This window comes from Variovorax jilinensis, assembly GCF_030316885.1.
Classification (GTDB): Bacteria; Pseudomonadota; Gammaproteobacteria; order Burkholderiales; family Burkholderiaceae_C; genus Variovorax; species Variovorax jilinensis.
Genome location: NZ_JASZYQ010000002.1, coordinates 282,511 through 303,813, shown reverse-complemented (window position 1 = coordinate 303,813; position 21,303 = coordinate 282,511). Strand labels below are relative to the sequence as shown.

Below are 21,303 nucleotides of genomic sequence, written 5' to 3'. Positions count from 1 at the left end.
GTCACAAGTCGCCCGGCTGGCGCGTCTTGTGGGCATGCGAGTGAATTTCGCAAGCGGACGCCTCGGCCGTTCCGGGGCACTCTCCTTCAGGAAAATGACCATGACCCAACGCATCAACGCGATGCAGCAATCGCCCGCGCTGTTCAAGAAGTTCGTCGAGTTCAGCATGCTGAACAAGGACAGCGCGATCGAGCAGAAGACGCTCGACCTCGTGCACATCCGCGCCTCGCAGATCAACGGCTGCGGCTTCTGCCTCGACATGCACGTGAAGGAAGCCAAGCTGCACGGCGAACGTGAGCTGCGCCTCCATCACCTCGCGATTTGGCGCGAATCGCAACTCTTCAGCGCCCGCGAACGCGCGGCACTGGCCTGGACCGAGATCCTCACGAGGCTGCCCGAGCAGGGCGTCCCCGACGAGGTCTACGACCGGGTGCGCACGCAGCTGTCGGAAAAGGAGCTCTCCGACCTGAGCTTTGCCGTGATGGCGATCAACGCCTGGAACCGCCTCAATGTCGGCTTCCGGACGGTGCCGGGCTCGGCCGACAAGGCCTATGGCCTGGACAAGGCAGGACTGGAATGAACGCCATGAAGATCGTCGTCATCGGCGGCTCCGGCCTGATCGGAAGCAAGCTCGTCGCCATCCTGCGCGAGCGTGGCCACGAGGTGCTCGCGGCCTCGCCGGCCTCGGGCGTCGACACCCTCACGGGCAAGGGCCTGGCCGAGGCGCTGGGGGGCGCGCAGGTGGTGGTCGACGTCGCGAACTCGCCCTCCTTCGAGGACCGCGCCGTGCTCGAATTCTTCGAGACCGCGGGCCGCAACCTGCTGGCCGCCGAGGCCGCGGCGGGCGTGAAGCACCACGTGGCGCTGTCGGTGGTGGGCACCGATCGCCTCGCCGAGAGCGGCTATTTCCGCGGCAAGATCGCGCAGGAAAGGCTGATCCGCGCGAGCGCCATTCCCTACACCATCGTGCACTCGACCCAGTTCTTCGAGTTCCTCGGCGGCATCGCGCAATCGGGCACCGATGGCCAGACCGTGCACCTGTCGCCGGCCTTCGTGCAGCCGATCACTTCGGACGACGTGGCGGCGGCCATGGCCGACCGCACGCTGGGCGCGCCGGTCAACGGCGTGGTCGAGATCGCCGGGCCCGAGCGCGTGCGGCTGTCGGACCTGGTGCAGCGCTATCTCGATGCGATGATGGACTCGCGCAGCGTGGTGGCCGATCCCGAGGCACGCTACTTCGGCGCCCGGCTGCAGGACGACACGCTGGTGCCGAGCGGCAAGAGCCCGTGGCTCGGCGCCACCGGCTTCGAGGCCTGGTTCGAGAAATCCGGGGCGGGCAGGAAGTAGCGCAGGCGCGATGGCGGGCCGCGGCCTTCAAGCGCCGCGCAGCCCCAGCCCGCCGACCCGCTCGACCCGCCTGCCGACCGCGCCCTGCATCGCCTCGGGCGCGGCCACCAGCGTGAACCACTGGCGGGCGCGCGTGATGCCCGTGTAGACCAGCTCGCGCGTGAGCACCGGGCTCGCGCGCTCGGGCAGCAGCAGCGCCGCGTGCGCGAACTCCGAGCCCTGCGACTTGTGGACCGTCATCGCGAACACGGTCTCGACCTCGCGCAGCCGGCTCGGCAGCACCCAGCGGATGCCTCCCTCGCCGTCGCCGGACGGGAAGGCGACGCGCAGCGTCCAGCGCGGGCGCTGCTCGCCGGCCACCACGCTCGGCGTTGCGAGCGTGACGCCGACGTCGCCGTTCATGAGGCCGAGGCCGTAGTCGTTGCGCGTGACCAGCACCGGGCGACCCGCATACCAGCCCGCGTGATCGGGCTCCAGCAGGCCCTCGGCGCGCAGCAGGCCGGCGATTCGGTGGTTGAGGCCGGCCACGCCCTGCGGGCCGCTGCGCAGGGCGCACAGCAGCTGGAAGCGGCCATAGCCGGCCAGCACCGCGCGCGCCCAGGCATCGAACTCGGCCGTGGGCGCGTCGATGTCCGGCTTGCCCTCGCGCATCAACGCCAGGTAGTGACGGTAGCCCGCCGGCGGCGGCACCGCCTGCACGCCTTCGCTGCGATGCCGGCCCGCGAAACCCTCGGGCGCGCCCTCGACCACCAGGCGTCGCAGCGCGGCATCGTCCAGGCGCGTCTGCCGGGCGAGATCGGGATAGCCGTGCTCGAACACGCGCCGCACCGCGCCGGCGTCGCCCGCGTTCACGGCCTCGGCCAGCCGGCCGATGCCGCTCGATTGGCTGAAGCGATGGCTGACACGCAGCTTGACCACCGCCTGGTCGAGCGCGCGACCGGCAGCGTCGCAGAGCTCGGGCGCGAGCAGTTCGCCGGTGACCGCCTCGAGCCACTGGGCGGTATCGACGTCGTAGTGACCTGCATCGGCGCGCTGGCACAGGTCGCCGAGCACCGCCCCGGCCTCGACCGAGGCCAGCTGGTCCTTGTCGCCGAGCAGGATCAAGGGCGCATGCGGCGGCAGCGCGGCGAACACGGCGGCCATCATCTCGAGGTCGAGCATCGAGGCTTCGTCGATGACCAGCAGGTCGAGCGCCAGCGGGTTGCGCGCGTCGTGGCGGAAATGGCGCGTATCGGGACGGCTGCCGAGCAGACGGTGCACCGTCGTGACCTCGGTCGGGATGGCGGCGCGCACGGCGTCCGGGTCCGAAAGGCCTGCGAGCGGCAGCCTTGCGACCGCTCCCGCGATCGATTCGTTCAGCCGCGCCGCGGCCTTGCCGGTCGGCGCGGCCAGTCGGATTCGCAGGCGCCGGCCTTCGCCGCCCGCAAGTGCCAGGTGCTGCAGCACCGCCAGCAGCCGCACCACGGTGGTGGTCTTGCCGGTCCCGGGTCCGCCCGTGACGATGCCGAAATGCTGCCGCGCCGCGAGCGCGCAGGCGATCTTCTGCCAGTCGACCGCGGCCCCGTCGCGATGCGGGAACAGCACATCGAGGGCCGCGGCCAGCATGGCCTGCATGCCGGGCGCCGCTGCCGCGGTCGGCAGTGCCACCCGGCCCGCGATCGCGGCGCGCACCGACTGCTCGTACTGCCAGTAGCGACGCAGGTAGAGGCGATGGCCGACGCACACCAGCGGCGTGCTGCCGGCGCCGGAAGCAACCAGGCCCGGATGGCCGAGTGCGCGGGTCCAGCGCGCCAGCGTGACGCCCGCAAGAAGGGCCGCGGGCGCGGTGATCGGCGCCGCATCCGCGGCGGCAGCGGCGGCGGCGGCGCCTTCGGGCGGCATCGACAGCGCCTGGCCGGCATCGGCCAGCGCCGCCTGCAGGTCCAGGCAGGCATGGCCGCGTCCCAACTGGTGACTGGCCAGCGCGGCGCCGAGGATCAGCAGCGGATCGGCATCGGGGGCACGTTGCGCGAGGAAGACCGCGAAGCTGCGGTCGAGCGCGCGCAGCCAGCCTTCGTCGACCCAGCGCGCGAGATCGGCCAGCAACGGCGCATGGCGCGCAGGCACGGCGCCGAGAAAGACCTCCGACCCGGCGGGCGCGCTTCGATCGGTCATGCCGCAGGCTCCATCGGTTCCGCAGCCTGCGCGTCGCTCGCGAACAGGCGGTCGAGTGCATCGATCAGCGCCTTGGGCGGCCGCTCGGCATGCAGGCCCTGCGTGGGTGCCGCATGGCCGCGCAGGAACAGGTAGACCGCGCCGCCGACGTGGCGCTCGTAGTCGTAGTCGGGCAGCCGGCTGCGCAGCAGCCGATGCAGCGCGAACACGTAGAGCACGTACTGGAGCTCGTAGCGATGCGCGAGCACCTGCGCGCGCAGCGCGGCGGGCGTGTAGTCGGCATCGTGCGCACCGAGCCAGTTGGACTTGTAGTCGGCCACGTAGTAGCGCCCCTCATGCGCGAACACCAGGTCGACATAGCCCTTGAGCATGCCGTTGAGCTGCTGCGGCTGCAGCGGCGGCCGCGGCGCGCCGCCGAGCGTGTGGCGGCACACCAGCGCATCCAGCGCGCGCAGGTCGACCCGGTGCACGGCGAACCAGAACTCCATCTCGATCTGCACGCGGCCCAGGTCGGCCGGTGCCACGGCGCCGGCACCGAGCGCGCCGAGTTCGAGCGGCGTCGCGAGCCAGGCCAGCAGCCAGTCGCGCAGCGGCCCGGTCCAGGCGCTCCAGCCGCCGAGGTTGCAGCGGCGCGCGATCAGGTCGGCCAGGTCGGCCTGCATGGCGGGATCGCTGCGCACGCGTGCGAAGCCCTGCCGGCCCACCCACTCCAGCAGGCCATGCAGGAAGCTGCCGGGATTGGCGCCGCGCGGAAAGCCGTGCAAGCCGCCGGCATCGGCGCCGAGCGTGGCACGGGCCGGTACGTCGTCCATGGGCGGCGGATCGGAGCGGCTGTCGGCGTAGATGTCCTCGGCCGCGCTCGACGGCGTGGGCGGCAGCGCGAGCCGGGTCTCGGGTTCGTCGATCGCGAGCGCTGCCTCGTCGTCGAGATGCTCGCCCGCGCGGCTCAATGCCGAGTAGCTCGCCACCCACCAGCGCTCGCGCGCTGCGGTGGACAGCGCCGGCTCGGGCGCCAGCGGCGCCTCTGCCGCAACCGGATCGAAGCGCGCCTCGGAGGCTGGCGGTGCAGCGCGGACCGCGATCGCGCCATCGCCTCCCGACAAGGCCGCCAGGGACTCGAGCGCCTGCTGCAGCGCGATCGGCGACAGCGCCTCGCCGCCGCCCAGCAGGTAGCCCAGCGCGCTGCGCTCGACACCCTCCAGGGGCGCCACGCCGACCCAGGTCGCGAAGCGCGCGCGCGTGAGCGCGACGTAGAGCTTGCGCAGGTCCTCGCCGAGGCGCTCGTGATCGACGCGGGCCAGCGCCCGGGCATCGGCCTGCAGCGCGACCACCAGCCGACCGGCATCGTCGTGCCACTTGAACGGCAGGTCGTCGGCCCTGGCAGCGCGGAAGAAGGTGGCGAAGGGCAGGAACACCAGCGGGTACTCGAGGCCCTTCGACTTGTGGACCGTGACCACCTTGACGAGATCGGCATCGCTCTCGAGACGCAGCTTGCGCACCTCGTTGTCGCTGCCCTCGTCCTGGCGCTGTTCGGCCAGCCAGCGGATGAGCGCGTGCTCGCCGTCGAGCTGGGCGCTGGCCTGCTGCAGCAGTTCAGCCAGGTGCAGGAGGTCGGTCAGCGCGCGTTCGTCGCCGGCGGCCAGCAGGCGCTGCGGCACGCCAAAGTCGTTGAGCAGGTGCCGCACCATCGGCAGCACGCCCTGGCGGCGCCAGGTCTGCTGGTAGCGGCGAAACTGCAGCACGCGCGACTCCCACTGCAGCTCGTCGTGGTTCAGGCGATCGAGCTCGACCCAGTCGAGCGCCAGCGTGGCGCTGCCCAACGCAGCGCGCAGCGGACGGTCGTCGTCGGGCTCGGCGCAGGCCTGCAGCCAGCGCTGCAGGTCGGCCGCCACCGCGGCCTGGAACACCGAATCCTTGTCCGAGAGATAGACGCTGCGCACGCCGCGCACGGCCAGCGAGCGCCGCACCGAAGCGGCCTCGCGGCCGCTGTTGACGAGCACCGCGACGTCGCCGGGCTTCACGGGCCTCAGCGCGCCGTCCGACAGCCGCGTGAAGCCGCTGCGGCCCGCGCTGCCGCCGTCGAGCAGGCGCACGATCTCGCTCGCGCAGGCTTCGGCCAGCGCGGTCTGCGCCTTGTCCTTGGATGGCGCGGCGCCGGCTTCGAGCGTCCAGCAGGTGAGCGCGGGCGCCGGGGCGCCGTCGATGCACCAGCCTGCATCGCGGCCGCGCGCAGCCACGGGGAGGAAGGGCAGCGGGTTGTCGCCGCCGGTGCGGAACAGGAAGGCCCCCTGCCCTTCGGCGCGTTGCTCGGCCTGCATGAACACGCGATTGACGGCGTCGACCATCGCGCCGGTCGAGCGGAAGTTGGTGCCGAGCGTGGCATGGCGGCCCGCCGTGTCGCGGCGCGCGGAGAGATAGGTGTGGATGTCGGCACCACGGAAGGCGTAGATCGCCTGCTTGGGATCGCCGATCAGCACCACGGCGGCATCCTGCGCATCGGCCGCGATGTCGTAGACGGCATCGAAGATGCGGTACTGCAGCGGATCCGTGTCCTGGAACTCGTCGATCAGCGCCACCGGGAACTGGCGCCGGATCAGGGCGCGCAGGCGCTCGCCATTCGGGCCGTGCAAGGCGGCGTCGAGGCGGCTCAGCAATTCGTCGAAGCCCATCTGCGCACGCCGCGCCTGCTCCCGGTCCAGCCGCGCGGCGGTCCAGCGCGCGGCGTGCCGCAGCAGGTCGTGGCGGCCGTCGGGGAGCGCCTGCAGGCGCGCCTTGAGGGTGAGCATGTCGTCGAGCGCGGGATGCACGGGCGCGCGATGGCCGTCCTTGAACACCTCGGCGAGGCCTTGCGGCGTGAGGCGGCTCCACCCGGTGCTCTTGTCGTCGAGCGGTTGCACTTCGTCGTTGCCGGCCCAGGTGCGCAAGCCCTCGAGCCAGGGCTGGTAGAAGCGCGCCTGCAGCTTGCGGCCCTCGACCTTCTTTCCCGCCACTGCATCGTCGAGCAGCAGTTGAAGCTCGTCGACCCATTGCCGCCACGGCCGCTTCATCGCGGTCAGTGAAGCTGCCCGCTGCTCGCGATGGGCTTGCAGCGCCGCGACCGGCGGCAGCCCCTCGCCGAGCGCATCGCCGAGGCCGACCAGCTTCTCGAGCGCCTTCTGCAGTGCCTCGGGCGTTTCCCACCATCCGCGCACCAGCTCGGCATCGCGCGCATCGAGCGGCGCGAGAAAGCTGCGCCAGTAGTCGCGCACGACCTCGGACTGCAGCTCGCGCTGGTCGGTCTCGAGCGTCTGCGTGAACAGGCTGCCGCTGTCGAAGGCGTGCTCGCGCAGCATGCGGTTGCACCAGCCGTGGATGGTCGACACGGCGGCCTCGTCCATCCACTCGGCCGCGAGGCGCAGCGTGCGTGCGCACTGCAGCCATTGCGAAGACGGGTATTCGGCGCGCAGGTCATGCAGCAGGTCGCGGCCCGCGGGCTGCGGCGCGATCGTGACGGGGTCGGCGAGAAAGGCCTCGGCCGCCTCGGCCAGGCGCGCGCGGATGCGATCGCGCAGTTCCTGCGTGGCGGCCTCGGTGAAGGTCACGACCAGAATCTCGGGCGGCACGAGCGGCCGCGCGAACGCGGCATCGCCGCCGTGGCCCAGCACCAGCCGCAGGTAGAGCGCCGCGATCGTGAAGGTCTTGCCGGTGCCGGCGCTGGCCTCGATGAGCCGGCTGCCGCGCAAGGGGAAGCGCAGCGGATCGAGCAGCACGGGGTCAGCGCTGTTCATGATCTTTCCTTCGCGGGCGCACGCACCACCGCGTCGTCGATCGGCTGGAGCAAGGCCATGCACCACTGCGCAAACTCACCGCCGGCCCACAACGCATCGAAGTCGGGAAAGGCTCGCGCGAGATAGGGGTTGCGATCCCGTTCGCCGACGAACCCGCGGTCGCGGTCGCTGTCCTCGTAGCTCGCGCGCGCGGCTTCGCGCGCCGCAGGCGAATCGGGGTCGTCCACATTGCCGCCCTTGTCGAGCCACGCAAATCCGCTCTTCAAGGCCAGCGGCAGGGGCCGCGCGAGGCCTTGTTGCCAGGCATCGAGCAGCCGCGCCCACTGCAGCCGCGCGGCTTCGGCGGACAACGCCTTCAGGCGAACCGCGCCGTTCTTGCCGATGACCACCGTGGTGATCGGCTCGCCGTCCAGATGCGCGGCGACGTGCGCGACCCAGAACCGCACGAGCTTGTCGAGCCGGTAGCGCTTGTCTTTCAGGAAGCTGCCGCTGTCGAGCAGCAGCCGGCAGCGCTCGCCCTGCGCATTGGCTCGCAGGTCGCCGAGCCAGTCCGAGAGGCGCAACGATTCGGGCAGGCCCTCGTCGATGTCGTCGAGCGCGGCATCGGGCAGCACCTCGGGCCAGGCCTCGAGCGCCTGTGCGTAGTCCGCGAACATCTTGTCCATCGGCTGGGCGAGCTGCTGCTGCGTGAGCACGCCGAACTGCCCGGCCGGCAGCTCGCCGCGGCGCGCCATGCGCTCGAGTCGATGCTGCATTGCCGCTTCGCGCGAGTCGCCAGCCTCGATCGCGGCCCGCTGCGCCTGGATCAGCTCGTCCTGCAGCTGCCAGTTCTCGAGCGCGTCGATGGCGAAGGGCTCCTCGTCCTCGCCGACCGGATCGTCGGCCTCGAAGTGGATGCCCAGGCGCTGCCTGAAGAAGCTCTTGACCGGGTCCTTCGCGAAGTCGGACAGTAGCCGCAGCGTGAGCGGGCCCTCGAAATCCCAGGGCGCCAGTTCGGACACGCCGGCCGCCCCCTGCTCTGCCCGAGGCCGCAGGCCGGCACGCCATTCGCGCGCGTGGCTGAAGAGGCGCGGGTCGCTGCCTTGCGTGAAGTAGTCGGGATGGAAGGGCTGCAGGCGGTGATGCACCGTGAGCGCATCGAGCAGGCGTGCACCTGCTTCGCGCGGCGACAGGGCCTCGTCGCCCGCAAGGCACCAGCCGGCGGCGAGGTGGTCGCGCAACTGCGCGACGAGCACCGAGGGGGCGCGCTCCGAGTCGTCGTGGATGCTGCGGCCGACCCAGCTGAGGTGCAGCCGTTCGCGCGCCGAAAGCAGCGCCTCGAGGAACAGGTAGCGGTCGTCCTCGCGCCGCGAGCGGTCGCCGGGCCGCCAGTCGTGGCCCATGAGGTCGAAGTCCATCGGCACGCGGCTGCGCGGATAGTCGCCGTCGTTCATGCCGAGCAGCGCCACCACGCGGAACGGGATGGCGCGCATCGGCATCAGCGTGGCGAAGGTGACGGCACCGGCGAAGAAGGGCTGGTTGAGCGTCGGCCGGTCGAGCTGCGCGAGCCAGTGCTCTCGCACCACCGACAGCGGCAGGGCCTCGGCCAGGCCCGCGCTGGCGCAAGCGTCGAGCCACTGCTGCAACGACAGCTCGAGCCGCTGCAGGGTGAAGCCGTCGCTGTCCTCGTCGGCGGCGAAGAAGTCGGCCAGCAGCGCACGCAGCCGTTCGCCCCAGAGCGCGGGCGCAGCCGGCGCCGACAGCGACCGCCAGTGCAATTCGAGCGTGGCAAGCAGCTGCGCGAGCGCGCCCAGCAGCGTGGCGTCGAGGCCGCCGATCTCGTCGAGCGGCTCGACGTCTGCCCAGCTCTCGCCGCTGCCGACCGCATAGCCCAGCAGCATGCGCTGCAGGCCGAAGTCCCAGCTGTTCTGCCCCGACGCCAGCGGCAGGTCGAGCGTGCGGCGCTGCTCGGCGTGCAGGCCCCAGCGGATGTTGGCGGCCGAGATCCAGCGATGCAGCAGCGGCAGCCGGCTCTCGTCGATGCCGAAGCGCGTGCGCAGCGCCGGCACCTCGAGCAGGTCGAGCAGGTCGCTGACCGCGATGCGCGACTGCGGCAGCGCCAGCAGTTTCTCGAGCGCGCCGAGCAGCGGGTCGTGGTGGCGCTGCCCCTGGTCGGCCAGGGTGTAGGGCACATGGCGCGGGTCGTCGGCGGCGAGCAGGCCGAAGACGGCCTGGATGTGCGGCGCGTAGGCCGCGACGTCGGGCACCATCACGATGACGTCGCGCGGCCGGAGCGTGGGGTCGGCCGCGAAGGCCGAGAGCAGGTGGTCGTGCAGCACCTCGACCTCGCGCTGCGGACCGTGGGTGACATGGAAGCGGATCGATCGATCCGCCTCAGCGTCGAGCGCGGGCCACAGGGCGCGGCTCTCGGCCAGCGGGCGCAGGTCGCGGATGTCGTCCTGCAGCTGGCGCAGCAGCGAATCGCCGGGGTTGGCATCGAAGACGTCGATGCGCTGGCCGATGGCCTCGAAGCGTTGCGCATAGCCTTCGCGCTCGTCGTGGGCATCGAGCAGGCGGATGAAGTCGCGGCCCTGCTTGCCCCAGGCGGCGAGCAAGGGCTGGGCATGCAGGTGCAGGGCCTCGTCGGCGATCGCGCCCTCGCTGCCGGGCCGCCGCTGCTGGCGCCAGCGCTCGGCACGCAGCAGGTCCTTGTCGGCCACGATGTGCGACCAGTCGTGCGCGCAGGGGTTGTGCACGCACATGAGCACCTGCGTCCAGCGCGCCAGCGCGGCCAGCACCTCGAGCGACTGCTGCGGCAGCGACGAGATGCCGAACACCACCAGCCGCCGCGGCAGGCCGGCCGGCCGCTCGCCCTGCCAGGCCGCGGCAGCCTCCATGAAGCGCCGATGCACCGCGGCCCGTCCATGGGCGGCACCGGCCGCGCCGACGTCGTCCTGCAGCGCGCGCCACAGCCGCGGCTGCCAGCGCAGCGCCTCGGGGAGCGGCTGCTCTCCGGCACGGCTCGCGACGATCGAATCGTGCCCCGCGGCCCAGCCCGCGAGCCAGTCGGCGCGATAGACCTGGTACTGGTCGAAGAGGTCGGCCAGGCGCTCGGCCAGCTGGTGGCGCTTTCGCAGGTCGCCATCCTCGGCCAGGAAGCGGCGCAGCGGCGCGAACACCTCTTCCTCCAGCAGCGCGGGCAAGAGACGCATGAGCCGCCACACCAGCAACGACTTGTCGAAGGGCGAAGCCTGCGGCACGGCCTGTGCGCCCAGCACCGCGCGGTAGGCCTGCCAGATGAAGGTGGCCGGCAGTTCGGTCTGCAGTGCCGCGGCGATGCCGATCCCGCCCTCGTCCGCGTCGCGCGCGAGCGAGAGCCTGAGCCACTGCGCGACGCCGTTGCTCTGCACCAGCACCCATTCGTCCTCGAGCGGCGCCAGCGGATGGCGCGCCATCCAGGCGAGCATCAGGTCGCGCATGGCTTCCGGATGGTTGCCATGCACGGCCATGAAGCCGGGGGCGATCGCTGGGTCGGTCATCGAGGGGATTGCAGGCAATTCAATTGAGCGTGCGCAGGGCCACGCCCATGTCCTGCCAATTCTGCGGGTGGCAGGTGAACAGCAGCACCTGGTGGCGCTGCGCGGCGTCGAAGAGAACGCGCTTCATCTGCGCGAGCCGCGGCGCGTCGCTGTGGACCAGCGCGTCGTCGAGGATCAGCAGCGTCGGCCGGCCGGCCTGCTGCAGCAGGTCGGCGTAGGCGAAGCGGGTGATCAGGCCGAGCTGCTCGCGGGCGCCGAAGCTCAGCTCCCGCGTCGGGCCCGATTCGGTGGCGCCGCCGGCCTGCGGCCGGCTCAGCGTGCCGGGTGCCAAGCCCTCGTCCATCTGCAGGCTGGCGCCCGGAAGCAGCAGCGGCAGGTAGTGCGCAAGGCGCGCCTGCAGCGGCGCCTGCAGGCGCGCGAGCGTGGCCTGGCGGCGGGCGTCGAGCATGCGGCACAGCAGGTCGAGCGCCTCGGCGCGGCGCTGCAGCTCGGCATGGCGGCGCTGCGCCTGGCCGAGCCGGCCTGCCAGCGCATCGCGCTGCTCCTCGAGCCCCTGGGCGCCGGCCTGCTGAAGGGTGTTCTCGAGCAGCAGGAGGTGCTCGCGGCGCTGCTGGTGGTTGCGCGTCAGCTGCTCGATGCTGCGCTGCAGCCGATCGATGTCCTGGGCCACGATGTCGGGCCGGGCCGCGCGCACCGCGTCGCCGGCCGCCGCGACGCGCGCGGCCAGCGCATCGTGCTCGGCGGTGCCGGCCAGCAGCTGCTGCCGGACCTCGGCCTGTCGCTGCGCGCGTGCCGGATCGGACAGCGCGGCCTGGGCCGCGAGATGCTCCCGCTGCGCGGTGTCGCGCAGGCTTTGCGCCGCAGCCTGGCGACGCTGCGCCTCGGCCAGCGCGGCCGTGCTCGTGGCTTCGCCGGCGGCGGCCGTGTCCTGCTCGGCCTCGGCCTGCTCGGGCGCCAGCACGGCATCGGCAGGCGCGGCGGCCGGCAGGCCTGCCAGCGCCTGCTGTGCTGCATCGATGCGCGCCTGGGCTTCGGCCTGCGCCATGCGCAATGGCTCCAGGCCCTTCGGCGCCACGATCGCGAAAGCCTGCTCGGCGAGTTTGACCTGCGCGGCCCGGTCGGCCGCAGCCGCCAGCCGCGCCTGGGCCTCGGCCGGATCGGCCACGCCGAGCGCGGCCAGCGCCGCCTGCAGGTCGTGGCGCGCCTCGTCGTGGCTGCGGGCCAGTTGCGCCAGGTCTTCGCCGCCCGGCGTGATGACCAGCGTACCGCCGCCGGGCAGCGCGAGCGTGGTCGGCGCGTCGAGCAGCCGCTCGCCGCGCGCGCGCAACGCGAGCTCCTGGCCGCCGATCTGGAGGGCCAGCGCCTGACCCTCCGGCAGTTCGTACTGCAGCCTTGTCGCCACGGCCTCGCGCCGCAGTGCGGCATCGCGTGCGGTGCGTTCGAGATCCAGCAGTCGCTGCACCTGGGCGCGGCCGATCGCGGGCATGGCGGCCGCGCCTGCGCGCACCGCCACCATGCGCTGCTGCGCCGCGTCGGCTCGCTGCAGCGCCTCGCCGCTGCGGCTCGCTTCGGCCTGTGCCTGCCGGAGCTGCTGCAAGAGGCTGGCGTGCTGCCCCTGCTGCCGGGCCAGGCGCGCTGCCACGCGCGCGGCGTCGGCGCGCACCCGGGCCGCCTGCGCATGCCCGCGTGCCGTGGCCAGCGCGGCATCGGCGAGCCGCAACTGCTCTGCAGCCTGTGCCAGCGCAAGTTCGCGTGCTGCCGCATCGGACTGCTGGCGCGCGAAGCCCTCGAGCTCCTTTGCGAGCAGCCCACGCGTGCCGTCGATCTGCAGCAGGCGGACGCGATCGGCCTCCAGCTGTGCCTGGCTGGCCTCGAGCGCCTGCTGGCGACGGCGTGCGTCGGCCAGCGCCTCGCGCAGCGCCTCCCAGGGCTGCGCCGCCTCGTCGGCAAGATGCTGCTGGCGCAGCGCGGCCAGCTGGTCGACCTGCTCACGGTAGCCGGCGATCTGGATGTCGAGCGCCGCGACCTCGGCTTCGAGCGCGGCCGAGAGCTTCACCGCTTCCTCGTACGCGCCCCTGGGCTTGCCCGTCGCCTGCGTCAGCAGTTCGTTGCGCTGCGCACGAAACTGCTCGAGCAGTTCGTCGCCGCCGGTGGCCGCCAGCGAACCCGCGACCGCCCCTACCTGCCCCTGCAGCGCGTCGTGAAGGTGGTCGCGCGCGGGATCGACATCGAGCACCTGGCCGCTGCCCTGCTCGATCCACAGCAGGCCGGGAATGCCCCAGTGCTCGGGCTTGCTGGCGCCCTTGGTCGCGAACGCGAAGCCGAAGCGCTGCGCCAAGTGGTCCTCGGCATCGACGCCGTCGAGCGTGCGCACGCCGATGCGCAGCGTGCAGCGCTTCTTTCCCAGGAAGCTCTTGACCAGCTCGTGCGGCTGGCCGTCGAGCAGGAAGTCGAGCTCGACCTGCGGCGCCGCGCCACTGCCTTCGCCCCAGGGGCGCAGGTCGTCGACCACGGTCGAGCGATGGCGCTCGAAGAAGGCGGCGCGGATCGCGCGCACCAGCGTGCTCTTGCCGGCCTCGTTGGGCGCCGTGAGGATGTTGAGCCCGGGCTCGAAGTCACGCAGTTCGAGCGGCTGGCGAAAGCGCCGCAGCTGCTCGACGCGCAGGCGGGTGATCTGAAGATGGCTCATGCCGCGGTCGCCTCGGTGGTCTGCAGCAAGGGCACGGCTGGCGCGCGCTGCACCAGCGCGGTGGTCAGCAGCGCCAGCGCCTGCTGCGCGACCTGCGCCTGATGCGCATCGGCACCGCCTTGCGCCGCGCGCAGTTCGGCGATCACGTCGCCGAGGTAGCCGTCGGCCTGCAGGTTCGCGATGTCCTCGTCGGTCGGCACCAGCTGGAGCGCCGCGAGATCGGCCTGCAGGTGCCGCGCCCGGGCCTCGGCGCTGCCGATGGCCGCCTGCAGCCGTTGCCGGCCCGCGAGGTCGATGCGCCCGTGCACGCGCAGGTCCACGACGTCCGCGGCGCCGAGGCGGGCCAGTTGCTCGAGCAGCAGCTCGACATCGCTCGCGACATGCAGCTGTGCGACCAGCTGATGCCAGCGAAAACGACCGACCGCCAGCGGCGTGACCCGCGGCTCGGCGCCCGGCGCCTCGATCTCCACGAGCAGTGCGTGGCCGGCGTCGTTGGCCTTGAAGCGGTCGGGTTCGGGCGTGCCGGCATACCAGGTGCGCGCATCGATGCGCTTGCAGCCGTGCCAGTCGCCGAGCGCGAGGTAGTCGAGCCGCGCGCTCGCGGCGCGCTCGGGCGCCAGCGGATTGGTCGAGTCGATGCCTTCGGCCAGGATGCCCTGCACGCTGCCGTGGCCGAGGCCGATGCGCAGCAGCCCTGGCGGCGTCTCGGCGCCATCGAACCAGGCCGTGAGGTCGTTGTAGGTATGGCGCTGCGTGAGCGGCGCCGGCAGCACGGCAAAGCCCTGGGCCTCGAACAGCCGCACTTCGGGCTTCAGAAGCAGATGGGCGTTCGGCGGCACGGCGCCCAGCCGCTGCGCGCGCGTCCAGACGCTCTCGGCCAGCGCGGCGTCGTGGTTGCCCGGAATCAGGATCCACGGACCCGCGAAGCCCGCGAGCGCATTGAAGAGCCGGCGCACGGTGCGCTCGGACACGGTCTGGGCATCGAAGACGTCGCCCGCCACCAGCACGGCGTCGACCCCCTGCTCGGTCGCCAGCGCGGCCAGCCGCTCGACCGCCGCGATGCGCGCCTCGGCCAGGATCGGCGCGTGCTCGGGGTCGAAGGTGGCGAACTGGCGGCCGATCTGCCAGTCGGCGGTATGGAGGAAGCGGGTCATGGTGCGGGTGCCGGTTCGTTGTGCCTTGCCGCCATTACATCATCATTTTGATTAGATTAAGTTGTCTTTTTGATCTTTTCTTATCGCGATCAGGTTACCATCCGAGCCATGCCGCAGACCTTCCAGCCGCTCCTGCCGACGCTTTCGCGCGCGTTGGTCGAGCGCCTGTCGTACATCGACTTCCGGCTCTACTTCCTCGGCGAGCTGCGGCGGTCCGACCTCGTGGGCCGCTTCGGCACCGGCCCGGCCGGGGCCACGCGCGACATCGCCCAATATCGCGAAGCCGCGCCCGGCAACCTCGAATTCGACGGCACGCGCAAGCTCTATCTGCCGAGCGCCTCGTTCACGCCGCTGTTCGACCATGCGCCCCAGCGCGTGCTGAGCGCCTTGTCGCAGGGCTTCGGCCAGGGCGCGGACGACGCGCTTTCGCCGCTGGTGCGCTGCGAGATCCCGAGCGCGCTCAGCGTGCCCCGCATGGAGGTGCTGGCGCCCGTCACGCGCGCGATCCACCGCGGCCGCGCGCTGCGCGTGATCTACCACTCGCTGTCGGGCGAGCCCGGCGAACGCGAACTGGTGCCTTTCGCGCTGGTCGATTCGGGCGTGCGCTGGCATGTCCGGGCCTTCGACCGCAAGTCGGCCGAATTCCGCGACTTCGTGCTGACCCGGATCGAATCGCCGCGGCTGCTCGAGGACGACGAGGTGGCGCCCACCGAGACCGCCGAGCACGACGTGCAGTGGAGCCGCATCGTCGAACTCGATCTGGTGCCCCATCCCTCGCACCCGCGCCCCGAAGTGATCCGCCGCGACTACGACATGGCCGACGGCGTGCTGCGCATCCGGGTGCGCGCGGCCAATGCCGGCTACATGCTCCGGCGCTGGAACGTCGACTGCTCGCCGGGCCATCGCCTGCGCGGGCCCGAATATGCGCTGGCCCTGGCCGACCCGCTGGTGCTCTACGGCGCCGCCAATGCGCTGCTGGCGCCCGGCTACCGCCCCCCGGGTCCTGCAAGCCCGGCTGATAAACTCGCAGGTTCCCGCCAACGCGACGCCACCCCGGAATCCGGCCGCTGAGGCCCGCCTCGCGCCTGGGCTGCGGGGCATCGAACAAAGCATCCATGGACTATCCCGGCAACATCTTCGTGGTCGCTGCACCGAGCGGCGCCGGCAAATCGAGCCTGGTCAAGGCGCTGATGGAGCTCGACTCGGCCGTCCAGCCCTCGGTCTCGCACACCACGCGCCCGCCGCGCGGCCAGGAGAAGCACGGCCGCGAATACTTCTTCGCCTCGCACCCGGAGTTCGACGCCATGGTCGAGGGCGACGCCTTCGTCGAATGGGCGCACGTGCACGGCCAGCGCTACGGCACCTCGAAGAAGGCGATCGAGGAACGCATCGCGCAGGGCGCCGACGTGATCCTCGAGATCGACTTCCAGGGCGCGCTGCAGATCCGCAAGACCTTCGCCAATGCCGTGATGATCTTCATCCTGCCGCCGAGCTGGGAAGAACTGCGCTCGCGGCTCGAGCGCCGCGGCGAGGACAGTGCCTCGATCATCGAATTGCGGCTCGCCAACGCCGCCGAGGAGATGGCGCGCGCCGGGGAATTCGACTTCGTTATAATCAACGAGGTATTTGAGCGCGCACTTTTCGACCTGAAAGCGATCGTCCACGCTCAGCGGCTGCGGTATTCCGCCCAGCGCCGCGCTCGCGCCGACACGTTCGCGGCGCTGAACATCCCCTGATTAGCCCCTCGTCCGCACACCGAAAGATCCTCTCATGGCCCGCATCACCGTCGAAGATTGTCTCGTCCACATCCCGAACCGCTTCCAGCTTGTGCTCGCCGCAACCTACCGCGCGCGCATGCTGAGCCAGGGCCACGCGCCCAAGATCGAGAGCAAGAACAAGCCGGCCGTGACCGCGCTGCGCGAAATCGCCGAAGGCAAGATCGGCCTCGAGATGCTCAAGAAGGTACCGGGCTGAGTTGACGCCCTCGTGCAACAAGAAAGCACCCTTCGCGGTGCTTTTTTTGCGCCTGAATGCGTCTCAGGCGCTGCCTTGCTAAAGTGCAAGGCATGAGCGCGGTCGTCAAGCCCCAGTCGGGGCCCCCTTCAGCACAGCGGCCGAGCCCCGCGGCGCTGAATGCGGCCGCCGCCAGTTTCGCGGCCCTGACCGACCGGCTCGACTACCTTTCGCCCGAGGACATCGACCAGGTCCGCCGGGCCTACCGCTTCGCCGACGAGGCCCACCTGGGCCAGCTGCGCAACAGCGGCGAGCCCTACATCACCCATCCGATCGCGGTCGCGGCGCAGTGCGCCGAATGGAAGCTCGACGCCCAGGCGCTCATGGCGGCACTGCTGCACGACGCCATCGAGGACTGCGGCGTCACCAAGTCCGAACTGATCGAGCGCTTCGGCGCCCCGGTGGCCGAACTGGTCGACGGCCTCACCAAGCTCGACAAGCTGCGCTTCAACACGCGCGAGGAAAACCAGGCCGAGTCCTTCCGCAAGATGCTGCTCGCGATGGCGCGCGACGTGCGCGTGATCCTGGTCAAGCTGGCCGACCGCACCCACAACATGCGCACGCTCGACGATGCGCCGCGCGAGAAATGGACCCGCATCTCGAGCGAGACGCTCGAGATCTACGCGCCGATCGCGCACCGCCTGGGCCTCAACCAGACCTATCGCGAACTGCAGGACCTGTCGTTCCGCCACATGCGGCCCTGGCGCTACGCCGTGCTGTCCAAGGCCGTGTCCAAGGCGCGCGGGCGCCGCCGCGATCTGATCCAGAAGGTGCAGGGCGAGCTCGAGGCAGGCTTCGCGGCCGCCAACATGAACGTGCGCATCGCGGGCCGCGAGAAGACGCTCTATTCCATCTACCGCAAGATGGAGGACAAGCACCTGAGCTTCGCCCAGGTCACCGACATCTACGGCTTCCGCCTCATCGTGCCGACCGTGATCGCCTGCTACACGGGCCTGGGCATCCTGCACCAGATGTACAAGCCGCTGCCCGGCAAGTTCAAGGACCACATCGCGATCGCCAAGCTCAACGGCTATCAGTCGCTGCACACCACGCTGGTGGGCCCTTCGGGCGTCAACGTCGAGTTCCAGCTGCGCACCGAGGCGATGCACGTGGTGGCCGAATCGGGCGTGGCGGCGCACTGGCTCTACAAGGCTGCCGATCCGGCCGCCGCGACCAGCGAACGGCTGGGCGCCAAGTGGCTGCAGTCGCTGCTCGACATCCAGGACGAGACCCGCGACGCGGCCGAGTTCTGGGACCACGTCAAGGTCGACCTGTTTCCCGACGCGGTCTACGTCTTCACGCCCAAGAGCCAGATCATGGCGCTGCCGCGCGGCGCCACGGTGGTGGACTTCGCCTATGCCATCCACAGCAACATCGGCGATCACACCTCGGCCGCGCGCATCAACGGCGACCAGGTGCCGCTGCGCACCGAGCTCAAGAACGGCGACGTGGTCGAGATCGTCACGGCGCCGGTGTCGACGCCCAACCCGGCCTGGCTCGGCTTCGTTCGCACGGGCCGCGCCCGTTCCAAGATCCGCCACTACCTCAAGACCCTGGCCCATGCCGAATCCGAAGGTCTGGGCGAGAAGCTGCTCGCGCAGGCGCTGCGCGCCGAAGGGCTGGGCACCCTGCCCGAGGACGACGCCGACCACCAGCAGGTGTGGGAGAAGCTGCTGCGCTTTACCGGCAACCGCACGCGCGCCGAACTGCTGACCGACATCGGGCTCGGCAAGCGCATCGCCACCATCGTCGCCAAGCGGCTCGTGGCGCTGATGGGCGAGCGCGGCGAGAAGCCCGACGCCCTCATGCTGAGCCGCGAGCGCTTCACTGCGCACGAGGCGGTGACGCAGGGCGCGGTCACGCTCGACGGCAGCGAGAACTCCTCGGTGCGCTTTGCGCTCTGCTGCCGGCCGATTCCCGGCGATCCGATCGTGGGCTACCTGGGGCACGGCGAGGGCCTGGTGGTCCACACCGGCGAATGCGGCGTCGGCCAGCGGCTGCGCTACAAGGACAGCGAGCGCTTCTTCGCGGTCGAGTGGGCCGACGATCCGGTGCGCACCTTCGAGACCGGCGTCGTCATCACGGTGCGCAACGACAAGGGCGTGCTGGCCCGCGTCGCAGCCACGCTGGCCGATGCCGAGGCCGACATCACGCATGTGGAGATGGCCGACGAGACGCCGCAGGATTCGACCGACCTGCGCTTCGTGATCGCGGTGCGCGACCGCACGCACCTCGATGCCGTGCTGCGCGCCGCGCGCCGCACCTCCTCGGTGATCGCGGCCTCGCGCACCGTGCCGGCGCCCTGAGCGCGGGGCGCCGCCCCCTCAGGCCGGTGCCGGATAGCGCACGTCGAGCACCTCGATCTCGCGCACGCCGAGCGGCGTCGCAAGCTTCACCACATCGCCTTCGCGCGCCTTCAGAAGCGCACGCGCGATCGGCGAGATCCAGCTGACCTGCGCCTCGGCGCTGTTGGCCTCGTCGATGCCGAGAATGGTCACTTCGCGCTCCTCGCCCTGCTCGTCGGCATAGCGCACCGTGGCGCCGAAGAACACCTGGTCGCTGCCGGCGTGCACCGAAGGATCGGTGACCTCGGCGACCTCGAGCCTCTTGGTCAGGAAGCGGATGCGGCGATCGATTTCGCGCAGGCGCTTCTTGCCGTAGAGGTAGTCGCCGTTCTCGGAGCGGTCGCCGTTCTTGGCGGCCCAGTGCACGGCCTCGACCACCTTGGGGCGCTCGTTGTCCATCAGGTCGAGCAGTTCGGCGCGCAGCCGGCCATAGCCGCCGGGCGTCATGTAGTTCTTGCTGCCCGCGGGCAACGGCGGCAGCGCCGGGCCCTCGTCGCCTTCGTCGTCGCCGCCGTCGCTTTCCTTCGTGAATGCCTTGCTCATCGCGCGATTGTCGTGGCACGCGCAAGCCGGCCCCCGCCGCAGGCGCGGCAGATGCGAACGGATACAGAAGATACCGGTGACGGCCGCAAGCGGGCCGCCTTTGTCAGCCGACCTGGAAGCGGAAATCGTCGTCGAGCGGGCCCGGAGAGGGGACCTCCTGCTGCTGCTGCATCTGTTGCACGACGCCATCGCCGCCGCGTTTGCCTATGCCGCCGCGCGCGAGGCCGCGGACCAGATGTCTCGGCAGCTGGTGCGTCTTGAGGAAATGGGCCAGGGCCTCGCTGCGCGCGGGCTCGGAGGCGGGCAGGAACATTTGCAGTGGACTCATCGTGACGCCCCAAGGAAATGCCAGGAGAAGAACCGGCCCCCGGCGCGACCGAGGGCGGATTATGGGCGCGGCCGCCGCGCCCGTCTCGCGTCGCCCACGCCGGCGGTAGTGTTGCTGACCGAGCCTGTTACAGGCGCGCGGAATCGACCCCGGCACCTGGCGTCCGCGGAGAGAATCGTCGCATCGCTCCACCTGGGGATTCCATGTATTTCATCTCGGTCGCCGGCCTGATGTTCGTCTTCCCGCTGCTGTCGATCGCGATCGATGCGATCCAGCATTCCGTGCCGGTCGGCATGGCGCTGATCGGCAAGTGGTACGTGTTCTGGGCGGTGGGGCTGCGGCTGCTGCTGGCCGGGCTGAAGCAGATCCTGCAGCCGCGCTACACGGCCGAGAAGATCCTCGGCATCAAGGGCGACGAGGCGCTGCTGCTGGTGCGCGAACTGGGCTTCGGCAACCTGTCGATCGGCATCGTCGGCAGCCTGAGCCTCTTCTTTCCGGGCTGGGTGCTGCCCGCCGCGCTCGTCGGCGGCGTGTTCTACCTGCTCGCCGGCATCAACCATGCGCTGCAAGGCCATCGCAACAAGCTCGAGAACGTCGCGATGCTCACCGACCTGTTCGCGGGCGTGCTGCTGCTGGGGTTCTGCGGCTGGTCGGCCTGGCGCGGCTAGGTTGCGCGACGGCGTTCAAGACCGGCCTCAGGCCTGCGGCGCGGGAATGTTGGCCGCGATGCGCTTGCCCATGCTGATGCGCGGCTCGACCACGTAGCCCAGCGCTTCGTAGAAGGCGGTCACCGCCTCGTTGCCGCCGACGATCTGCAGGTTGATCTTCATGCAACCCAGCGCCGCGAGGGCAGCCTCGGCATGTGCCACGAGCGCGCTGCCGATGCCGCCGCCACGGCGCTCCGGATCGACCGCGACCGAATACAGCCACCCGCGATGGCCGTCGTAGCCCGCCATCACGGTCCCCGCCACGCGCGCAGCGCCTTCGCGCTCGTCGAGTGCGACGAAAAGGAGACCGTCGGCCACGGCGAGCTTGCGGTCGATGGAAAGGCCGGGTGCGTTGTGCGCGGTCGCGTAGCCGAAGGCGGCAGTCCAGAGTGCGACGACATCGGCGCGATGCAGTTCATCTTCGTAGGGCGCGATGCGGATCATCGGGTTCCGGTCTTTGGTTCGTGCGAGGTTGCCCCTCGATTCTGGGGACAATCCTGGGGAAAACCGTGTGCGCTTCGAGCGGAATCGTTGACTGGCGCGGGCTGCGACACGGTGCCTTCGAATTGAGCAGCGCAGGAAAAGCGTTGCGCAAAAAGAAAATGGCCTGGAAGAAATGAATCTTCCAGGCCATTCAGAGAGTGGTGCGGCTGGCAGGAATTGAACCCACGACCCCTTGGTTCGTAGCCAAGTACTCTATCCAACTGAGCTACAGCCGCACAGCTTGCGATTATAGCA

The 21,303-nt window shown here is 70.9% G+C and carries 15 protein-coding genes and 1 tRNA gene; 7 read left to right on the top strand and 9 right to left on the bottom strand.

All coding sequences use genetic code 11. The annotated features are described in order from the left end of the window. Window positions 1-100: 100 nt before the first annotated feature. Together QTH87_RS08510 and QTH87_RS08505 are read left to right on the top strand one after the other, a co-directional pair. A complete protein-coding gene (locus tag QTH87_RS08510) occupies window positions 101-580 on the top strand; it encodes a carboxymuconolactone decarboxylase family protein (RefSeq protein ID WP_286608487.1) in 480 nt (159 codons plus the stop codon). Between the two features lie 5 nt (window positions 581-585). Beyond that, a complete protein-coding gene (locus tag QTH87_RS08505; RefSeq protein ID WP_286608486.1) occupies window positions 586-1,347 on the top strand; it encodes an SDR family oxidoreductase in 762 nt (253 codons plus the stop codon). Between the two features lie 27 nt (window positions 1,348-1,374). Here QTH87_RS08505 and recD read toward each other — a convergent pair whose 3' ends face one another. Genes recD through QTH87_RS08480 form a run of 5 tightly spaced genes read right to left on the bottom strand, consistent with a single transcriptional unit; the run spans window position 1,375 to window position 14,629 of the window. Beyond that, window positions 1,375-3,501, bottom strand: a complete 2,127-nt coding sequence (gene recD / locus QTH87_RS08500) for an exodeoxyribonuclease V subunit alpha (protein WP_286608485.1) — start codon at window positions 3,499-3,501, stop codon at window positions 1,375-1,377. After that, window positions 3,498-7,268: an exodeoxyribonuclease V subunit beta gene (gene recB / locus QTH87_RS08495; protein ID WP_286608484.1), complete on the bottom strand. Its 3,771-nt coding sequence runs from the start codon at window positions 7,266-7,268 to the stop codon at window positions 3,498-3,500. Before recB ends, recD begins: the two co-directional genes overlap by 4 nt. Further along, complete coding sequence (recC, locus tag QTH87_RS08490) at window positions 7,265-10,786, bottom strand: exodeoxyribonuclease V subunit gamma (protein WP_286608483.1); 3,522 nt, start codon at window positions 10,784-10,786, stop codon at window positions 7,265-7,267. The genes recB and recC overlap by 4 nt, the downstream gene beginning before the upstream one ends. 19 nt (window positions 10,787-10,805) lie before the next feature. Further along, window positions 10,806-13,475: an AAA family ATPase gene (locus QTH87_RS08485; RefSeq protein ID WP_286608482.1), complete on the bottom strand. Its 2,670-nt coding sequence runs from the start codon at window positions 13,473-13,475 to the stop codon at window positions 10,806-10,808. Further along, window positions 13,472-14,629 carry a metallophosphoesterase family protein gene (locus QTH87_RS08480; RefSeq protein ID WP_286608481.1) on the bottom strand — a complete coding sequence of 386 codons (1,158 nt, stop codon included), beginning with the start codon at window positions 14,627-14,629 and terminating at the stop codon, window positions 13,472-13,474. The genes QTH87_RS08485 and QTH87_RS08480 overlap by 4 nt, the downstream gene beginning before the upstream one ends. 108 nt (window positions 14,630-14,737) lie before the next feature. Between QTH87_RS08480 and QTH87_RS08475 the strand changes: the two genes are divergently transcribed. The 4 genes from QTH87_RS08475 (at window position 14,738) to QTH87_RS08460 (ending at window position 18,948) form a co-directional block, all read left to right on the top strand. Continuing rightward, window positions 14,738-15,700, top strand: a complete 963-nt coding sequence (locus tag QTH87_RS08475) for a WYL domain-containing protein (RefSeq protein ID WP_286608480.1) — start codon at window positions 14,738-14,740, stop codon at window positions 15,698-15,700. Window positions 15,701-15,744: 44 nt separating this feature from the next. After that, window positions 15,745-16,365, top strand: coding sequence for a guanylate kinase (gene gmk, locus QTH87_RS08470; protein ID WP_286608479.1), 621 nt, complete (start codon window positions 15,745-15,747; stop codon window positions 16,363-16,365). A 34-nt stretch (window positions 16,366-16,399) separates the two neighbouring features. After that, the gene (rpoZ, locus tag QTH87_RS08465; RefSeq protein WP_019656435.1) at window positions 16,400-16,603 is read left to right on the top strand and encodes a DNA-directed RNA polymerase subunit omega; all 204 of its coding nucleotides are present in this window, start codon (window positions 16,400-16,402) and stop codon (window positions 16,601-16,603) included. Between the two features lie 92 nt (window positions 16,604-16,695). Continuing rightward, complete coding sequence (locus QTH87_RS08460; protein WP_286608478.1) at window positions 16,696-18,948, top strand: RelA/SpoT family protein; 2,253 nt, start codon at window positions 16,696-16,698, stop codon at window positions 18,946-18,948. An 18-nt stretch (window positions 18,949-18,966) separates the two neighbouring features. Here the strand turns inward: QTH87_RS08460 and greB are convergent, their stop codons facing one another. Both greB and QTH87_RS08450 read right to left on the bottom strand, forming a co-directional pair. Next, window positions 18,967-19,530, bottom strand: coding sequence for a transcription elongation factor GreB (gene greB / locus QTH87_RS08455; protein WP_286608477.1), 564 nt, complete (start codon window positions 19,528-19,530; stop codon window positions 18,967-18,969). A gap of 103 nt (window positions 19,531-19,633) precedes the next feature. Beyond that, window positions 19,634-19,858: a hypothetical protein gene (locus QTH87_RS08450; protein ID WP_286608476.1), complete on the bottom strand. Its 225-nt coding sequence runs from the start codon at window positions 19,856-19,858 to the stop codon at window positions 19,634-19,636. Between the two features lie 203 nt (window positions 19,859-20,061). On the opposite strand from QTH87_RS08450, the gene QTH87_RS08445 reads away from it, so the two are divergent. Continuing rightward, window positions 20,062-20,526: a DUF6790 family protein gene (locus tag QTH87_RS08445; protein ID WP_286608475.1), complete on the top strand. Its 465-nt coding sequence runs from the start codon at window positions 20,062-20,064 to the stop codon at window positions 20,524-20,526. Between the two features lie 27 nt (window positions 20,527-20,553). On the opposite strand, the gene QTH87_RS08440 is transcribed toward QTH87_RS08445, so the two are convergent. Together QTH87_RS08440 and QTH87_RS08435 are read right to left on the bottom strand one after the other, a co-directional pair. Then, window positions 20,554-21,009 carry a GNAT family acetyltransferase gene (locus QTH87_RS08440; RefSeq protein WP_286608474.1) on the bottom strand — a complete coding sequence of 152 codons (456 nt, stop codon included), beginning with the start codon at window positions 21,007-21,009 and terminating at the stop codon, window positions 20,554-20,556. Between the two features lie 198 nt (window positions 21,010-21,207). Continuing rightward, window positions 21,208-21,284, bottom strand: a tRNA-Arg gene (locus QTH87_RS08435). Window positions 21,285-21,303: the final 19 nt, after the last annotated feature.

Excerpts from the sequence above, each read along its gene's own strand:
- QTH87_RS08510 (WP_286608487.1), top strand. The coding sequence starts at position 101 with ATGACCCAACGCATCAACGCGATGCAGCAATCGCCCGCGCTGTTCAAG.
- QTH87_RS08505 (WP_286608486.1), top strand. The coding sequence starts at position 586 with ATGAAGATCGTCGTCATCGGCGGCTCCGGCCTGATCGGAAGCAAGCTC.
- recD (WP_286608485.1), bottom strand. The coding sequence starts at position 3,501 with ATGACCGATCGAAGCGCGCCCGCCGGGTCGGAGGTCTTTCTCGGCGCC.
- recB (WP_286608484.1), bottom strand. The coding sequence starts at position 7,268 with ATGAACAGCGCTGACCCCGTGCTGCTCGATCCGCTGCGCTTCCCCTTG.
- recC (WP_286608483.1), bottom strand. The coding sequence starts at position 10,786 with ATGACCGACCCAGCGATCGCCCCCGGCTTCATGGCCGTGCATGGCAAC.
- QTH87_RS08485 (WP_286608482.1), bottom strand. The coding sequence starts at position 13,475 with ATGAGCCATCTTCAGATCACCCGCCTGCGCGTCGAGCAGCTGCGGCGC.
- QTH87_RS08480 (WP_286608481.1), bottom strand. The coding sequence starts at position 14,629 with ATGACCCGCTTCCTCCATACCGCCGACTGGCAGATCGGCCGCCAGTTC.
- QTH87_RS08475 (WP_286608480.1), top strand. The coding sequence starts at position 14,738 with ATGCCGCAGACCTTCCAGCCGCTCCTGCCGACGCTTTCGCGCGCGTTG.
- gmk (WP_286608479.1), top strand. The coding sequence starts at position 15,745 with ATGGACTATCCCGGCAACATCTTCGTGGTCGCTGCACCGAGCGGCGCC.
- rpoZ (WP_019656435.1), top strand. The coding sequence starts at position 16,400 with ATGGCCCGCATCACCGTCGAAGATTGTCTCGTCCACATCCCGAACCGC.
- QTH87_RS08460 (WP_286608478.1), top strand. The coding sequence starts at position 16,696 with ATGAGCGCGGTCGTCAAGCCCCAGTCGGGGCCCCCTTCAGCACAGCGG.
- greB (WP_286608477.1), bottom strand. The coding sequence starts at position 19,530 with ATGAGCAAGGCATTCACGAAGGAAAGCGACGGCGGCGACGACGAAGGC.
- QTH87_RS08450 (WP_286608476.1), bottom strand. The coding sequence starts at position 19,858 with ATGAGTCCACTGCAAATGTTCCTGCCCGCCTCCGAGCCCGCGCGCAGC.
- QTH87_RS08445 (WP_286608475.1), top strand. The coding sequence starts at position 20,062 with ATGTATTTCATCTCGGTCGCCGGCCTGATGTTCGTCTTCCCGCTGCTG.
- QTH87_RS08440 (WP_286608474.1), bottom strand. The coding sequence starts at position 21,009 with ATGATCCGCATCGCGCCCTACGAAGATGAACTGCATCGCGCCGATGTC.